The sequence below is a fragment of the Saccharothrix espanaensis DSM 44229 genome (assembly GCF_000328705.1).
GTDB lineage: Bacteria > Actinomycetota > Actinomycetes > Mycobacteriales > Pseudonocardiaceae > Actinosynnema > Actinosynnema espanaense.
Window position 1 is genome coordinate 3,534,880 of sequence record NC_019673.1, and the last position, 15,601, is coordinate 3,550,480.

Sequence of the window (15,601 nt, forward strand, 5' to 3'; positions counted from 1 at the left end):
GAGCCGGGTCAACCCCCACCGGAACCCCCGCAGTCGCCCACGACCCTGACCATCTCCCGAAACACGTCCGGCTCCGGCAGCACGGCGAACCGGTCGTCGCGAACGGCGTCCGGTCGGGCGACGCCCTGCTCGTCCCGCGCCTGGTCGAACAGGCCGTCCGCCGGCGGGTAGGCGCGGTAGCCGGACCTGGCGGCGGCGCGCAGCAGTTCCGGGTCGGAGACCAGCAGGTCGCCCAGCCTCTCCGCCTCGGGGGTGAGGGCCGTGTAGGTCTGCCGCAGGCGCAGCGGGGTCCTCGGGTAGACGAGGGCGACGCTGCCGAAGGGGTTGGCGAAGTACCGGTGCTCCGAGGTCACCACCAGGGGCGACTCGTCGCTCAGCGGGACGGCCGGTGCGGGCGTGCCCTGCTGCTGGACCAGCGGTTTCAGCCGGGTCGCGATGGACCGGGCATCCTCGAGGGTGGCCGGCACCGAGCCGACCGCGAACGCGGCCAGGCCCAGGTAGCCGGCGGCTGTGCCCGACCGGCACACGTCAGCGGTTCCCACCGCCACGGAACGGGCGTCGTCGGGCGTCACGCCGAGGTCGTTCCACGTCGGCTTCCGGGCGAGGAGGTCGAGGAACCGCTGCACGTCGAGGCTGTAGAACTGGGGGTTCTCCTGGGGGTGTCGCGACACCCGCGCTCGCGAGCGCCGCCACGTGCTCATGGCGTCCGGCGACCACGAGGAGGCTGTAGAACGGTTCGTAGCTCTTGCTGCTGCGGCCCGCGGATTCGAGCTGACTGCGGAGGGCGTCGGTGGAGAGGGCGCCGGTGGTCATCACGAACGCCGCCGAGTCGAGGTCGACCGGGGACTCGGTGCGGTCGCCGGCCTGGGTGATGCGGACGCTGAACCCGCGCCGGAGCAGGATGCGCTGGACCTCCGGGTTGTCGAAGTAGCCGGTCTGGGCCGCTCCGGCGAGCACGATCGTCTGCCGGAACGGCAGTGCCACGTTCTGCGACACGAGCAGGGTGATCGTCCCGACCAACGCGATCGCCGACGTGATCAGGTGGGCCACGGGCAGGAGTCGGCGTCGTCGGCGCAGGACGGTCAGGCGGGGTTCGTCGGTGCGGACCCGTTGCGCCGGGGGTTCGGTGGGCAGGCCGACCACCTCCGCGGCGTTGGACAGGCCGTTCTCGATCAACTTCGCGACGGTGTGCAGCGCGTAGCCCAGGGACTCGGGGTCGGCGGCGTCGTCGGAGCGCACGGGGAGGCGTTCGCCGAAGCTGAAGTACGCCACGTACGGCAGCTTGGTGCGTTCCAGGATCTGCCGGGGACGAATGCCCCTGGGCAGCCAGTCCTGGTAGAACGGCTCGAACCGGTCGGCGAAGATCTCCAGCCACTCCTGGGCCGAGCGGCGTTCGGTGCGGCCGTCGAAGCGGGCCGGGAGGGGCAGCACGACCAGCGGCGGGCGGTCGTAGTCGAGGGCTTGGCGGCCGGCCTGGGCGCGGTGCATCACGTCCACCACGCCGTCCACGCTCTGGTGGTTGGCGGTGAACACCGGGACGACGATGTCGGGCAGGGTGATCGTGCAGACGCCGCCGGTGTCGGTGATCCCGGTGCGGCTGTCGACCAGGACGAAGTCGTACTCCGCCGACCAGTCCGCGCGCAGCCGCTCGAAGAACTCACCGCCGCCCGCCCGGAAGAACTCGCCCCAGTCGAAGCCGAGCACGCGCGCCGGGTAGTCGCGGTCCTGGTTGCCGCCGGCCAGCAGCGACAGGTTCCGCTCGATCGGCACGACGTGGTCGCGCCAGTCCGGGCCGCCCGGTTCGGCGGACTCGGCCAGCAGCAGGTCGATCAGGCCGGTGCGGGGCGGTTCGGGGGTGATCTCCTCGAAGTACCTGGCCAGACCCGGCGCTTCCAGGTCGAAGTCGACCGCGAGCACCCGGTGGCCGGCGCGGGCCAGCACGACGGCGATGTTGGCCAGCGCCATGGTGCGGCCGGTGCCGCCCTTGTACGAGTAGAACGTGACGATCATCCGGTCAGCCCCAGGCTGGGCGGGCCGGCCGGCGGGTTGCGCCGGTGGAACAGGCCGGTGAACTCGTCGATCGCCAGGTCGCGCCACGCCGGGTCGTGCTCCGGGGCGCGCTCGATCGCCTGCCGGACGTCGCCCGCCAGCTTCATCACCTTGTCCGAGAGCAGCTCCGCCTTCGGGCTGCCGGCGGCGATCCACGGGCTGGCGCAGTCCTGTAGCGGGAACTGCTGGATCTCGCCGAGCAGGACCGGGAAGTCCTTGCCGTCGTGGATCACCACGGCGAGCACCAGCGGCAGCGGGTCGTTAAGCCGGCTGACCGCGTTGCGGCGGGCCAGCATGTGGCCGAGCTCGGCCTTGCACCAGTCGCTGGCGAAGTACTCCCGCGACCACAGGCACACCATGACCTTGGACGACGAGACGCCCGCCGCCAGCCGCTGCGGCCACGCCGCGCCGGTCTCCAGCACGTCGGCGTCGTAGAAGATCCTCGGCTCCTGGCCGAGTTCGGCGGCCAGCCAGTGGTCGAACTTCGGCAGGAAGTGCCGGCGCACGAACTCCGGCCACTCCTTCATCCGCCGGTAGCTCAGGAACACGTCGAACTCGTAGGCCACTCATCCACCCGGTGGCTGTGTCCGGGCGATCACCGCCCGTTGATCGGGAGCGCCAGAATAGCCACGGGACGGGTGTCGCGGGCCGCAATTCGCGGAAGGTGAGCGCCCGTCGCACGGGGGAGCGCCCGTCGCACGGGGGAGCGCCCGTCGTTCGCGGGTCGCGTGCAACCCGCACGGGTGGGTTCACGTCACGAGATCGTGGTCCAGGGGAGGAGGGCGCGTGATCGTCGTGCCTCGGTACGAGCCGGACCCGGGACCGCGTGCGCTGGCCCGTCGGCTGGCGGCGCTGGCGTCGGCGGGCGTGCCGGTGCGCTGCCCGGTGTGGTTGGGGCTGCGCGAGCCCGGCCCCTGGTCGTCGCGGCTGGCCGAGGTCACCCACACCATCGCCCGGCACTACGCGGACGGCACCGGAGACGCGCTGCCCCGCTTCAACACCAACCCGTACCCGGCGACCCGGGTGTTCGCGGCGGCCGGTCACGGCCGGGTGGACGCGCTGGGCCCCGACATGGCGGCCTTCCCTCCCGACCTGGCCGCGCCGCTGTGGTGGCGGGTGCTGGACCGGGTGCGGGCCGGGCACGACCCGGTGGTCGCGGCCGACCTGCTGCTGCGGCTGGGCTACCAGCGGCACGCCGCAGACGTGCTCGATCCGGCGGGGTTCGCCGGGTTCACGCCGGGCCGCGCGGTCAAGCAGCTGGCCGTGCTGTTCTGGTCACGGCCGTCGTCGGCCGAGGTGGAGGCGGCGGCGCTGGCCGGCGCGCGCTCCGGGCTGCCCGCCGGCGAGCGGCACGCGCTGGCGCTGTTCGTGCTGGTCCGCCACGGCCGCCGAGGCGCGGACACGCCCGCGCTGCGCGAGGCCGCCGCGATCGTCGAGGCCACCGCGCCCGACGAGCCGCTGGCCCGGCAGGCGCACTACCGGGCGCTCGCGTTCGTGCCGTTCCTGCGCGGCGACGTGGCGGGCACGTGGGACCTGCTCGACCGGGCGCTGGCGTGTCAGCGGTCGGTCCGCCCGGACACCGCGCTCGACCGCCTGGCTCGGGACGACTACGCCTACCCGCTGCACGAGACGATCGCCCGGACCCACCTGCGGACCGGGCACGCCGACCGGGCGGTGGACGCGACGGGGGAACTGGTCGCGCTCAGCCCCCGGGACTCCCGCACGTGGGCGATCCGGGGTGACGCGCTGCTCGCCGCCGACCGCCCGGACGAGGCCGCGGACGCGTTCGGCGAGGGGATCGCGCTGGGCGGGCTCCCCGCGGCGCGGGCGGCGTTCTACCGGGGCTGGGCGCTGGCCCGGCTCGGCCGCGCCGACGAGGCCGCCGAGTCCTACCGGCTGTCGCAGCGGATCGACCCGACCGCGCCCGCCGTCGCCGAAGCCCTCGCACACCCGTGACCCGCTGGTCCGCCTATGTGCCCGTGATCCCCTGGTCCGCCCACTCACCCGTGGCGCCCAGGTCCGACCACGCGCCCGTGCCCCGCCGGCCCGTCCACCTGGCCGGTCGTCGCCGCGCTGTCCGCCGACGGGCGCGGCCGGCACCGGGGGACGGGAGTCCGGGTGCTCGACCTGCCGGTGTGGTCAGGCGTTGGCGCGGGCCGCGTTGCGCAAAGCCACGGCGGCCCGTTCGAGGCTGCCCAGCACGCCCTGCGGCAACTCGTGGTGGCGGCCGACGACCTCCTGGACCATCACCTGCATCGGCGCGGACTCCTCGGCCTCGACCACCGCCAGCACCTTGAACGCCGTGCCCGGCGGGAACACCACCCGCTCCTGCACCAGGCTGCCGAACGAGTCCACCACGTTCACCTGCCGCCCGGTCACCGACCAGATCACGAACTCGACCCGGCCGTCCAGCGGCACCGTCGGCCCGGCGACCGTGCTCAGCAGCCCGTGCTCGACCAGCACGTCGCCGGTGCGCAACGAGCGCGCCTCGCCCCAGCACACCGTCACGCCCTGGTGCACCGGCAGCCGCCGCAACCCGGACACGACCCCCGCCGCATACGGCCACAGCCGGCCCAGCCGCCCCGAGCGCAGCGCCTCGACCACGACCTCCTCGTCCTGCTGGAGGCACGCCGACACCGCCGCCAGGTCGGTCACCACCGCCTCGAACGCCTCCGGGTCCTCCGGGCGCTCCTCGATGTGCCGGCACGCCACCGCCGCGTGCTCGCCGTACCGGTCGCCGAGCATCCGGCGCAGCGCGTCACGCTCCGGCTCGGTGCTGCGGTGCTCCGGCGGCACGACCTCCTCGCCGGACGCCTCGCCCCACACCGGGGCGGGCGGGGGCGGCAGCGGGCCGTCCAGGCTCAGCGGCACCGGGTCGCCGTCACCGGTCGCCGGCGTGGTCGCCTCGTCCTCGGCCACCGGCGGGCGGGGCAGCGGCGCCGGGTCGCAGAACACCACCTTGAGCAGTCGCCGCACCTCCGGCTCCAGCCGTTCGACCAGCGACGCGCCCGCCACCGCGACCGCGCCCGCGGTGGTCTTGCCGGGCGTGCCCACGGTCAGCCGGGCCCACTCCGGGTCGACCGGCAGCGCCCGGACCTCGGGGCCGTTGTCCTCCGCGTCGCGCACCCACAGACCGGACGGCACGACCTCCAGCACCACCCCGCCGCCCAGGTCGAACACCCCCGGCCCGCGTTCCACCAGGCCCGGCACCGGCACGCGGTAGCCCGACACCGCCGGCACGCCGTCCGCCCGGTACCCGACCTCGGTCACGTAAGGCCGCCACGTCTGCTGCCCGCGCGGGTTGACCGCCACGACCGCCGCGCCGTTGCGCAGCGAGCCCACCGGCAACCCGGTGTAGAGGGCGATCGGCTCGCCCATCTGGTCGGCGACCGCCTGGCCCTGGTGCTCGCCGCCGTACCAGACCAGCCGCACCCGCGACCGGGCCGCCGACGGCAGCCCACCGAGCAGCCGGCACACCTCGTCGACCGGGATCGGCGGCTGGCCCGGACCGCCGACCACGACGGTCAGCACGTTGTCCCGGCACGGCAGCCCCACGATCGGCCGGGCGTCCGGCGCGGCGGGGTCGAACGGCGCCCGCTGCGCGCGCAGCCACAGCCCGGCCGGGATCGGCTCGGACACGCCCACGTCGCCGGTCGGCCACGGCGAGTTCGGGTCCACGGCCTCCCAGTGCGGCACCGGGAACCGCCGGCCCATCGGCATCGGCGACCCGCCGGGCACGAACCGCAGCCAGCACCCGTACCCGCCGGTGCCCACCACGAACGCCGCGCCGGGCACCGTGGTCACCGCGCCGTCCGCCGCGACCACCTCGGCGCCGAGCTGCTCGGTCAGCCACTGGGCGGGTGCGGTCGGCCGCATCGTGCCCGCGTGCGAGGTCATCAGCCGGACCGGCCCGCGCCCCTGCAGCGCCGCCGCCACGGCCGGCCAGAACGCCGCCTCGTCACCGGGCGGGAAGTCCACCACGACCACCGTCCGCCCCCGGTCCACCGGCAGACCGCGGGCCAGGTTGGTCGCGGCCGGGCCTGGTCCGGACGGCGGCCCCACGACCAGCGTGGCCCCGGCGAACGAGGCCGAGAACTGCGCCGGCGCGGGCACGGGTTCGCGCTCGACCGGGAGCGGCTCGGGCGGTGGGGCCGCCACCACAGGCTCCTTCGGCACGGCTGCGGCACGTCGGAACATCACGGCGCCCGATCACCTCCATGCAGACTGCGCGGAACGCCCGCACTCTACGCGGAACGGGGGTGGGTGCGGCCAGGCACGAACAACCCGACCTCGGGATACGCCCGCCCCCGTGTGGCCCCCGCCACCTCGCACACCCCCGCCACCGCGCCGCACCCGCCCGCAGTTGTCCACCGCCGGCCCGACGGCGCTCGGCCTCGGCCGCACTTGCCCCCGACCCGGCGGTGGTCCGCCAGCGGGCCTGTCCGCAACGCCCGCCCCGCTGCGCCCGCCCCGCTGCGCCCGCACCGCCTGTCCCTGCCAACCCGGCCGACCCCGCGCGGCGCTCGCTGTCCCGCTCGCCCTCCGGGTCCGCCGTTGCTCCTATCGCGACCGTCGGCGGTCGACCGGACCACCGGCCCCGCCGGTCCGGTCCACAGTGGACTTTCAGGCCAAGCGCGACGCCCGCAGCGAAGCCCCGACGAGCGCGCCGAACACCACGTGGTCCGCCCACTGCGGTCCGCGCGGCAAGGCCCGCACCGCCGGGAACAGGCGGCCGAGCACCACCAGGTCCAGCCAGGCGATCGCCGCGCCCGCCACCGCACCGCCCGCCGCGCCCAGCGGCCGACGCCGGTCGACGGCCGCCAGGGCGCAGGTCCAGACCGCCGACACGCCCACGTGGGCCAGAACACCCCGGACGACTCCGGGCGCGCCCAGGAGGGTTCCCGCGGCCCTGGTCGCCGCCAACGCGTCACGGCCGGTCAACAGCGCGTGTACGGTCGAAGGCGCGCCGCCGAGCACGGCTGCGCGAAACCAGGTCCGCACCAGTCCCATGACGCGATCCTCCGCCGTCTGGTCGGCACATTGTCGGACCCGGAAGTTACCCTGCTCTACCGTGAACCGCTTCAAGCACGCCAAGACCTGGGGAGAACGACCCGGTGACCGCTGAGATCCTTTACGGGGCCGACGACCTGACCCACCTGGAAGGTCTGGAAGCGGTTCGCAAGCGCCCCGGCATGTACATCGGGTCCACCGACAGCCGGGGGATCAACCACCTGTTCACCGAGGTGGTGGACAACTCGACCGACGAGGGCGTGGCCGGGTACGCCACCAAGATCGTGGTCACCCTGCACGCCGACGGCAGCGTCCAGGTCGACGACGACGGCCGCGGCATCCCGACCGGCACGCACGCCAAGTCCGGGCTCTCCGGTGTCGAACTGGTGCTGACCCGGCTGCACGCGGGCGGCAAGTTCGGCGGTTCCGGCTACAAGACCTCCGGCGGGCTGCACGGCGTCGGCGCGTCCGCGGTCAACGCGCTGTCGCACCGCTACGACGTGACGGTGATGCGCGAGGGCAAGAAGCACGAGATGTCCTTCGCGCACGGCGTGCCCGGCGTCTTCGACGGCCCCGGCCCGATGGCGGCGTTCACCCGCGAGTCCGGCCTGCGCGTCACCGGCCGCACCAAGCGCACCGGCACGTCCACCCGCTACTGGTACGACGCCCGCTACTTCGAGAACGGCGCGAAGCTCGACGTCGAGGCGGTCCGCGCCAAGCTGCGCAACACCGCGTTCCTGGTGCCCGGCGTGACCTACGTGCTGCGCGACGCCACCGGGAGCGCGATCGCCGAGGAGACCTTCCACTACCCCGGCGGCCTGGCCGACATGGTCGACTTCCTGGCTCCGGCCAACGACAAACCGGTGTCCGGCACGCTGCTGATCAACGGCACCGGCATCTACCACGAGAACGCGGCCGACGAGAACGGCGTGATGCGCTCCAAGGTTGAGCGCCAGGCCGAGGTCGAGATCGCGCTGCGCTGGGGCACCGGCTACGAGCGCACCGTGGAGTGCTTCACCAACACGATCCGCAACGTGCACGGCGGCACCCACCGCCGCGGCTTCGAACGGGCCGCGCTCAAGGCCGTGCAGGAGGCGATCGCGAAGACCCGCGGCCTGCTCAAGCCCAAGGAGGACCCGCCCACCCTGGAGGACGTGCTGGAGGGCATGACCGCGGTGGTGCACGTCCGCATCCCGGAGCCGCAGTTCACCTCCCAGACCAAGGACGAGCTCTCCACGGCCGGCATCACCAAGGTCGCGCTCGGCGTGGTCGAGAAGCACATCAAGGCCTGGACCGAGGACCGCCGCACCAAGTCCGAGGCGAAGGTCGTCCTGCAGAAGGTCGTGGACGCCTCCCGCGTCCGGCTGACCCAGAAGCAGCAGAAGGACGCCGCCCGTCGCAAGACCGCGCTCGAAGGCGCGGCCATGCCGCCCAAACTGGTCGACTGCCGCACCACGGGCGTGGCGCGCAGCGAGCTGTTCCTCGTGGAGGGCGACAGCGCCCTCGGCTGCTTCACGGGCGACACGCGGGTCGCGCTCGCGTCCGGCGGGTCGATGTCGTTCGCAGACCTGGCCGCCGACTGGCAGCGCGGGGTCCGGCACTTCGGGTACACCACCGACCGCGCCGGCCGCGTGGTGGTCGCGCCGCTGGTGGAGCCGCGCCTCACCAAGCGCGACGCCGCGCTGGTGCGGGTGACCCTGGACGACGGCCAGTCGGTCCGGTGCACGCCCGACCACCTGTTCCGGCTGCGTGACGGCTCCTACCGCCGGGCCGACCTGCTCCAGCCCGGCGACTCCCTGATGCCGCTGCACCGGTCGCTGTCCTCGAAGGCCGCGGGCGACAAGCTCGAAGGCCACGAGCGGGTCTGGCTGAACGACCGTGCCGAGTGGGTCTACCCGCACCACCTGGCGGACGCGCACAACCTCCGGCACGGGCTCGACGACGCCGCGAACGGATCCGTCCGCCACCACGTCGACGTCGACAAGCACAACGACCCGCGCAACCTGCGCCGGATGACGTGGAACGACCACGCGGCGCTGCACGCGTCGATGATGGGCGAGCACGTCCACGCGGGCTACCGGGCCTGGCGCGGTGCCGGTGGCCCGGAGTTCGAGTCCGCGATGATGTCCGCCCAGTGGCGGGACCAGGGGTTCCGGCAGGTCTGCCTGGCCGGACTGGCCGAGCGCAACGCTGACCCGGCCTTCCGGCGGCGTGTCGAGCAGGGCTTCCAGGACTGGTACGGCTCACTGGGCGACGACGAGCGGGCCGAATACGCCGACCGGGTGCGGCAGCGGCAGGCCGACTACCGGGCCGACGCCGGGCATCGGGCCGAGGCCGCCGAGCGCGTGCGGATCTTCTTCGCCGATCCGGCCCGCCGCGCCGAAGGGCGGGACCGGTCGCCGGCCCAGTGGCCGGAGCCCGATCTGCCCGTCTGGCGTTCGCGGGTGACGACCGGGCAGTGCGCCGACCCGGCGGAGTGGGACCGGCAGCGCGCCGCCGTCGTCGCCTGGCACCGGGAGAACCCGGAGTTCGGCCGGCGGCACGCCCCGCAGATGAAGATCCGGGTGCTCGACGCCGACCCGGGGCAGCCGGCCAAGGCGCAGGCGGGCCGGGCGCCCTACGTGGCGTCCGTGCCGCGTGCCGAGCGCGTCGCGCAGCAGAACGAAGGCTCCCGCGTCGCCGCTCTCCAGCGGCTCGCACCGTTCCTGGCGCTGGACGACACCGTGCTCGCCGACGCCTGCGAAGCCGAGCGCCTGCGCAACGCCCGCACCGGGCTGCGGTTCGACCGGCCGCTGACCGCGTTCGACGGCGACGTGGGCCGGCTGCGCGAGGCGGCGGCCGACGTCGACCGCACCGTGGCGTCCGTGGAGCCGCTGCCCGACACCGCCGACGTCTTCGACCTCACGGTGGACGGCTACCACAACTTCGCGCTGGAAGCCGGTGTGTTCGTCCACAACAGCGCGCGCATGGCCAGGGTCTCGGAGTACCAGGCGCTGCTGCCGCTGCGCGGCAAGATCCTCAACGTGCAGAAGGCCAGTCTCGCCGACACCCTGCGCAACGCCGAGATCGCCTCCATCGTGCAGGTGCTCGGCGCGGGTACCGGGCGGACCTTCGACCTGGCCACGATGCGCTACGGCCGGGTGATCCTGATGGCCGACGCGGACGTGGACGGCTCGCACATCCGGACCCTGCTGATCACGCTGTTCGCCAAGTACATGCGGCCGGTGATCGAGGACGGCCGGCTCTACGCCGCGATGCCGCCGTTGCACAAGGTGGTCACCAAGGGGCGCAACCCGGAGACCCACTTCACCTTCACCCAGCGGGAGATGGAGAAGACGGTCGCCCGGCTGGAGAAGGCGGGCAAGACCATCGTCAAGCCGGTGCCCCGGTTCAAGGGGTTGGGCGAGATGGACGCCGAGGAGCTGTGGGACACCACGATGAACCCGGCGACCCGGTCCGTCCGGCGCATCACCATGCACGACGCGGAGGCCGCGGAGGCCGCGTTGGAGCTGCTGATGGGCGAGAAGGTGGAGCCGCGCCGGGCGTGGCTCGTCGAATCGGCCGCCCGGGTCGACCAGTCCGCGATCGACGTCTGAACGCAGGAGAGACTCCAGTGGCACGCCGCAAGACCCCCACGACCAGGGTCGACCCGTCCGCCTTCGACCGCGCGGGCGCGCAGGTGTTCGACAACTCGCTGACCACCGAGATCGAGGACTCCTACCTGGAGTACGCGTACTCGGTGATCCACTCGCGGGCGCTGCCGGACGCGCGCGACGGCCTCAAGCCGGTGCACCGCCGCATCCTGTTCTCGATGAACGAGCAGGGCCACCGCCCGAACAGCCCGTACGTCAAGTCCTCCCGGGTGGTCGGCGACTGCTTCGTGCGCGGCGCGCTGGTGTCCACGCCGGACGGCCTGCGCCCGATCGAGCGGATCGAGGTCGGCGACCGGGTGCTGGACGGCGCGGGCCGCCCGGTTCCGGTCGTCGAGACCTACCGCAACCCGGTGTCCGAGCTGGTCCGGGTGACCTGGGCGAACGGCGACGCGATCCGGGTGACGCCCGGCCAGCGCTTCCGCACCGGCCCGGACGAGTGGACCGACGCCCGGGACCTGGCGGGCCGGCACACCGTGGCCTACGGCGCGGACCGGCACGCGACCCTGGTCGCCGACGGCGGCGACGTCGAGGCGTACGTGCTGGGCCTGGTGGCCGCGGCGGGCGTGGTCGAGGACGGCCGGGTGCGGTTGACGCTGACCGACGCCGAGCCGCTGGACAGCGCGCACGGGTGGGCGATTGAGCGCGACCTCACGGTGTCGCGCGACAAGTACGAGGCCGACGGCGTGGACCACCACGTGCTCACCTTCGCCCCGGACGCCGCGCTGGCCGCCGCGACCACCCGCACCCCGGTGCCGGTGCTGTCCGCGCGCGCCCGCTGGACCCCGTTCCTGGCGGGCTTGTTCGACGCGGCCGGGCACGTCCACGACGGCCGCGAGATCGGCTTCGCCGACCTCGGCGACGAGGTGTACGCGGTGCTGGCGGACGCGGGCCTGCGCGCGGAGCGGTCGGTCGACGGCCTGTGGGTCGCGGGCCGGCACGCGTCGGCGCTGGCGGCGGCGCTGCTGCGGTGGACCAAGACCCGGCACGAGCAGCTGGTGGAGGTGATCCGCAGCGCCCGCGCGGAGGACCCGGCCGAGCCGACGTCGCGCTGCGCGGTGGTGTCGGTCGAGCCGGTGGAGCCGGCGGAGACCTTCGACATCCAGGTCGGCACCGACGAGCACGCGTTCGTGGTGGCGGGCCAGGTCGTGCACAACTGCATGGGCAAGTACCACCCGCACGGCGACACCGCGATCTACGACGCGATGGTCCGGCTGGCCCAGGACTTCTCGCTCAACGCCCCGCTGGTCGACGGCCACGGCAACTTCGGCTCCCCGGACGACGGCCCGGCCGCGAGCCGCTACTGCGTCGTGGGCGACACCCGGATCCGCCTCGCGGACGGCGCGAGCCCGCGGATCGCGGACCTGGTGGCACTGCCCGCCGACGCGGAGGCCGACGCGGACTTCGAGGTCCTCGACAAGGACGGCAAGTCCGTCCAGGTCGACAAGGTGTTCAACTCGGGCGTCCACCCAACGATCCGGATGACCACGAAGTCGGGTTTCTCGCTCCGCGGCAGCGAGAACCACCTAATGCTGTGCCTGGAAGCGCCGATGGGCGTGCCGCTGTTCCAGTGGCGCCGGCTCGACGAGCTGCGACCCGGTGCGGTCGTCGCGGTCGCCCGCAACGCGTGGTCCCAGGTGGTCCCGACCGCGCGCGAGCACATGGTGGGCGTGCTCGCCGGGGCGTGGGTCTCACAGGGGTTCGCGAACGAGACCCGAGCGGGGTTCAACACCACCGACGAGCAGTTCTTCACCGAGGTCCTGCACGCCTACGACCAGGTCGTGGGTGGCCACCGGTACGTCGCCGAACGGCACACCCGGCAGGCCCGCGAGCTCATCCGCGAACTTGACGTCCAGGAGTGCGCGGGTGGCATGGACGCGTTCCGGGCGAGTCCGCTCGCCGAGTTCATCGGCCACCAGGCCCGGGACAAGTTCGTGCCCGAGTTCGTCTGGAACGGCGGGTGGGGCGTCAAGCGGGCGTTCCTGATGGCCGCGTTCGAGGGCGACGGCGGGTGCCGGGAGGCCGACAACTCCTGCACCGTCGAGTACTCGACCTACAGCGAGGTCCTCGCCGGTCAGGTGCAGGAGCTGCTCGCCGAGTTCGGCGTGATCGCGGTCCACCGCTCCTCCCGGCGACCGAACGGGTCGGTCGAGCACCGGCTGGTGGTGTCCGGCCTGCGCGACGTCCGGGCGTTCGCGGAGCGGGTCGGCTTCTTGAAGACGAAGCAGGCGGAGCTGTCCGCGCTGCTCGGGCACGCCCCGCTCAACGCCCATCGGCCCAGCTCCGACCACGTGCCGTTCGTGGCCGACTACGTGCGTGGCGCGCTCGACTTCGACCGGCGCGGCAGCGGGCGGAAGTGGCTGACGACGCACGACTTCGACCGCGTGGAGCGGTGGGAGACCGACCGCCTGCGGATCATCGACCGGATCAGCGACACCGAGGTCCTCGCGACGATCCTGCCGATCATGGACTCGGGTTACCGGTTCGAGGCGGTGTCGGCGGTGGCGGCCGACGAGCCGGCGGAGGTCTACTCGGTCCGGGTGCGGTCCCAGGACCACTCGTTCCTGGCCGGCGGCTTCGTCAACCACAACACCGAGGCGCGCATGTCGCCGGCGGCGATGTTGCTGGTCGGGGAGTTGGACGAGGACACGGTCGACTTCCGGCCGAACTACGACGGGTCGTTGCAGGAGCCCTCGGTGCTGCCCGCGTCGTTCCCGAACCTGCTGGTCAACGGGACGTCGGGGATCGCGGTCGGGATGGCGACGAACATGATCCCGCACAACCTGGGCGAGGTCGTCGCGGCGGCGCGGTGGTTGGTGACGCACCCGGAGGCGTCGCTGGACAAGCTGATGGAGTTCATCCCCGGCCCGGACCTGCCGACCGGGGGCGTGCTGCTCGGCCTGGACGAGGTGCGCAAGGCCTACGAGACCGGTCGCGGCGTGGTGCGGATGCGGGCCAAGGTGGAGACCGGGCTGCTGGAGGGCAGCCGGGGGCGGCAGGCGATCACGATCACCGAGCTGCCCTACGGCGTCGGGCCGGAGAAGATCATCGAGAAGATCACCGACGAGGTGACCAAGTCCAAGCGGCTGACCGGGATCTCCGACGTCAAGGACCTCACCGACCGGGAGAACGGCGTCCGGGTGGTCATCGAGTGCAAGGTGGGGGTCAACCCGCAGGCGCTGCTGGCCGACCTGTACCGGCTGACGCCGATGGAGCAGTCCTTCGGGATCAACAACCTGGTGCTGGTCGGCGGCCAGCCGCAGACGCTGGGCCTCAAGCGGCTGCTGGAGGTGTTCCTGGCGCACCGGTACGAGGTGGTCACCCGCCGCACCCGCTACCGGCGGCGCAAGCGCGAGGACCGGCTGCACCTGGTCGAGGGCCTGCTCAAGGCACTGCTCGACATCGACAAGGTGATCAAGCTGATCCGGGGCAGCGAGAACGCGCAGGCCGCCAAGGAGGGCCTGATGAAGTCGTTCGCGCTCTCCGAGGTGCAGGCCACCTACATCCTGGACACGCCGCTGCGCCGGCTGACCCGCTACGACGCGATCGAGCTGGAGGCCGAGCAGGAGCGGCTGCGCGGCGAGATCGCCGAGCTGTCGAAGATCCTCGACGACGACCGCGAGCTGAAGAAGGTCGTGTCCGGGGAGCTGGCGAAGGTGGCCAAGGACCTCCAGCAGGAGCGCCGCACGGTGCTGCTGGACGGCGACCTCAAGGAGGTGCTGGCCGCCTCGAAGCCGGCCGGGCCGCTGGAGGTGGCCGACGACCCGTGCCAGGTGGTGCTCTCGGCGACCGGGCTGGTGGCGCGCACGGCGGCGGAGTCGGAGGAGGCCTCGGAGGCCCGCCGGCGCAACGGGCGGGTCAAGCACGACGCCGTGGCGGCGACGGTGCACACGACGGCGCGCGGCCAGGTCCTGCTGGTGACCAACCGGGGGCGGGCGTTCAAGACCGACGTGCTGCCGCTGCCGGTGTTGCCGGAGCAGAGCGGGACGGTGTCGCTCAGCGGCGGCATGGCGGCCAGTGAGCTGGTCGGCCTGGACAAGGGGGAGCGGGTGGTCGGCATCGCCCCGCTGTCGGACACCGGCTCGCCGGGGTTGGCGCTGGGCACGCGGCAGGGCGTGGTGAAGGTGTGCGCGCCGGAGTGGCCGGTGCGGTCGGACGAGTTCGAGGTGATCACCCTCAAGGAGGGTGACGAGGTGGTCGGCGCGTCCTGGCTGGGCAGCGCCGAGGAGACGTTGGTGTTCGTGTCGTCGGAGGCGTCGCTGCTGCGCTACAGCGCGTCGCTGGTCCGGCCGCAGGGGCTGCGCGGCGGCGGCATGGCGGGGATCACCCTGCCGGGCGAGGCGCACGCGGTGTTCTTCGGCGCGGTGCGGACCGACGACGACGAGCACGGCGAGCCGATGGTGGTGACCTCGACGGGGCAGAGCGTGAAGGTGACGCCGTTCGCGGAGTACCCGGCGAAGGGCCGGGCGACCGGCGGGGTGCGCGCGCACCGGTTCCTCAAGGGCGAGACCGGGTTGGCGCTGGCGTGGGTCGGCCCGCGGCCGGCGGGCGCGGCGGACAACGGGTCGCCGGTGGAGCTGCCGGAGGTGGACGCGCGCCGGGACGGCTCGGGCCACGCCCACCCGGGCCCGGACGTGGTGGGTCACCTGGTCGAACGAGGCTGACCGGCGTCGAACGAGGCTGACCGGCGAGCGAGGCCGACCGGCGTCGAGCGGGCCGGTCCGCGAGGTGGTGCCGAACGCCCTTCTCCCGTGCGGGAGGAGGGCGTTCGTCGTGTCCACCGGATGGCGGTGGGTGCCCGAGGTGACGTCCACCGGATGGCGGTGGGTGATCGGTGGGGCGTCCACCGGATGGCGGTGTGCGATCCCCCGTTTCGGGCTTGATAACGACTC

The 15,601-nt window shown here is 73.5% G+C and carries 6 protein-coding genes and 4 pseudogenes; 5 read left to right on the forward strand and 5 right to left on the reverse strand.

What is annotated here, in order from left to right; all coding sequences use genetic code 11:
- Positions 1 to 8: 8 nt before the first annotated feature.
- The 3 genes from BN6_RS46680 to BN6_RS16000 are packed head-to-tail and all read right to left on the reverse strand — an operon-like array spanning position 9 to position 2,615.
- Positions 9 to 572: a hypothetical protein gene (locus BN6_RS46680; RefSeq protein WP_158509386.1), complete on the reverse strand. Its 564-nt coding sequence runs from the start codon at positions 570 to 572 to the stop codon at positions 9 to 11.
- Positions 529 to 2,010 carry a tyrosine-protein kinase family protein gene (locus BN6_RS41965; RefSeq protein WP_051075586.1) on the reverse strand — a complete coding sequence of 494 codons (1,482 nt, stop codon included), beginning with the start codon at positions 2,008 to 2,010 and terminating at the stop codon, positions 529 to 531. Before BN6_RS41965 ends, BN6_RS46680 begins: the two co-directional genes overlap by 44 nt.
- Positions 2,007 to 2,615, reverse strand: coding sequence for a TIR domain-containing protein (locus BN6_RS16000; protein WP_015100704.1), 609 nt, complete (start codon positions 2,613 to 2,615; stop codon positions 2,007 to 2,009). The genes BN6_RS41965 and BN6_RS16000 overlap by 4 nt, the downstream gene beginning before the upstream one ends.
- Before the next feature lie 220 nt (positions 2,616 to 2,835).
- On the opposite strand from BN6_RS16000, the gene BN6_RS16005 reads away from it, so the two are divergent.
- A complete protein-coding gene (locus BN6_RS16005) occupies positions 2,836 to 4,005 on the forward strand; it encodes a tetratricopeptide repeat protein (protein ID WP_015100705.1) in 1,170 nt (389 codons plus the stop codon).
- 183 nt (positions 4,006 to 4,188) lie between these two features.
- Here the strand turns inward: BN6_RS16005 and BN6_RS16010 are convergent, their stop codons facing one another.
- Both BN6_RS16010 and BN6_RS16015 read right to left on the reverse strand, forming a co-directional pair.
- Positions 4,189 to 6,207: a hypothetical protein gene (locus tag BN6_RS16010; protein ID WP_148302893.1), complete on the reverse strand. Its 2,019-nt coding sequence runs from the start codon at positions 6,205 to 6,207 to the stop codon at positions 4,189 to 4,191.
- A gap of 465 nt (positions 6,208 to 6,672) precedes the next feature.
- On the reverse strand, positions 6,673 to 7,059 hold the full coding sequence (locus BN6_RS16015) for a hypothetical protein (RefSeq protein ID WP_015100707.1): 387 nt from the start codon (positions 7,057 to 7,059) through the stop codon (positions 6,673 to 6,675).
- Positions 7,060 to 7,163: 104 nt separating this feature from the next.
- Here BN6_RS16015 and BN6_RS50005 point away from each other — a divergent pair.
- From BN6_RS50005 to BN6_RS48770, 4 pseudogenes are all read left to right on the forward strand, one after another.
- Positions 7,164 to 8,567 (forward strand): annotated as a pseudogene (locus BN6_RS50005) (ATP-binding protein); the annotation flags it as partial.
- Positions 8,544 to 10,010, forward strand: a pseudogene (locus BN6_RS50010) (ATP-binding protein); the annotation flags it as partial. The pseudogenes BN6_RS50005 and BN6_RS50010, both read left to right, overlap by 24 nt.
- A gap of 6 nt (positions 10,011 to 10,016) precedes the next feature.
- Positions 10,017 to 10,655 (forward strand): annotated as a pseudogene (locus BN6_RS50015) (toprim domain-containing protein); the annotation flags it as partial.
- Between the two features lie 119 nt (positions 10,656 to 10,774).
- A pseudogene (locus tag BN6_RS48770) lies at positions 10,775 to 15,373 on the forward strand (DNA gyrase subunit A); the annotation flags it as partial.
- Positions 15,374 to 15,601 lie beyond the last annotated feature (228 nt).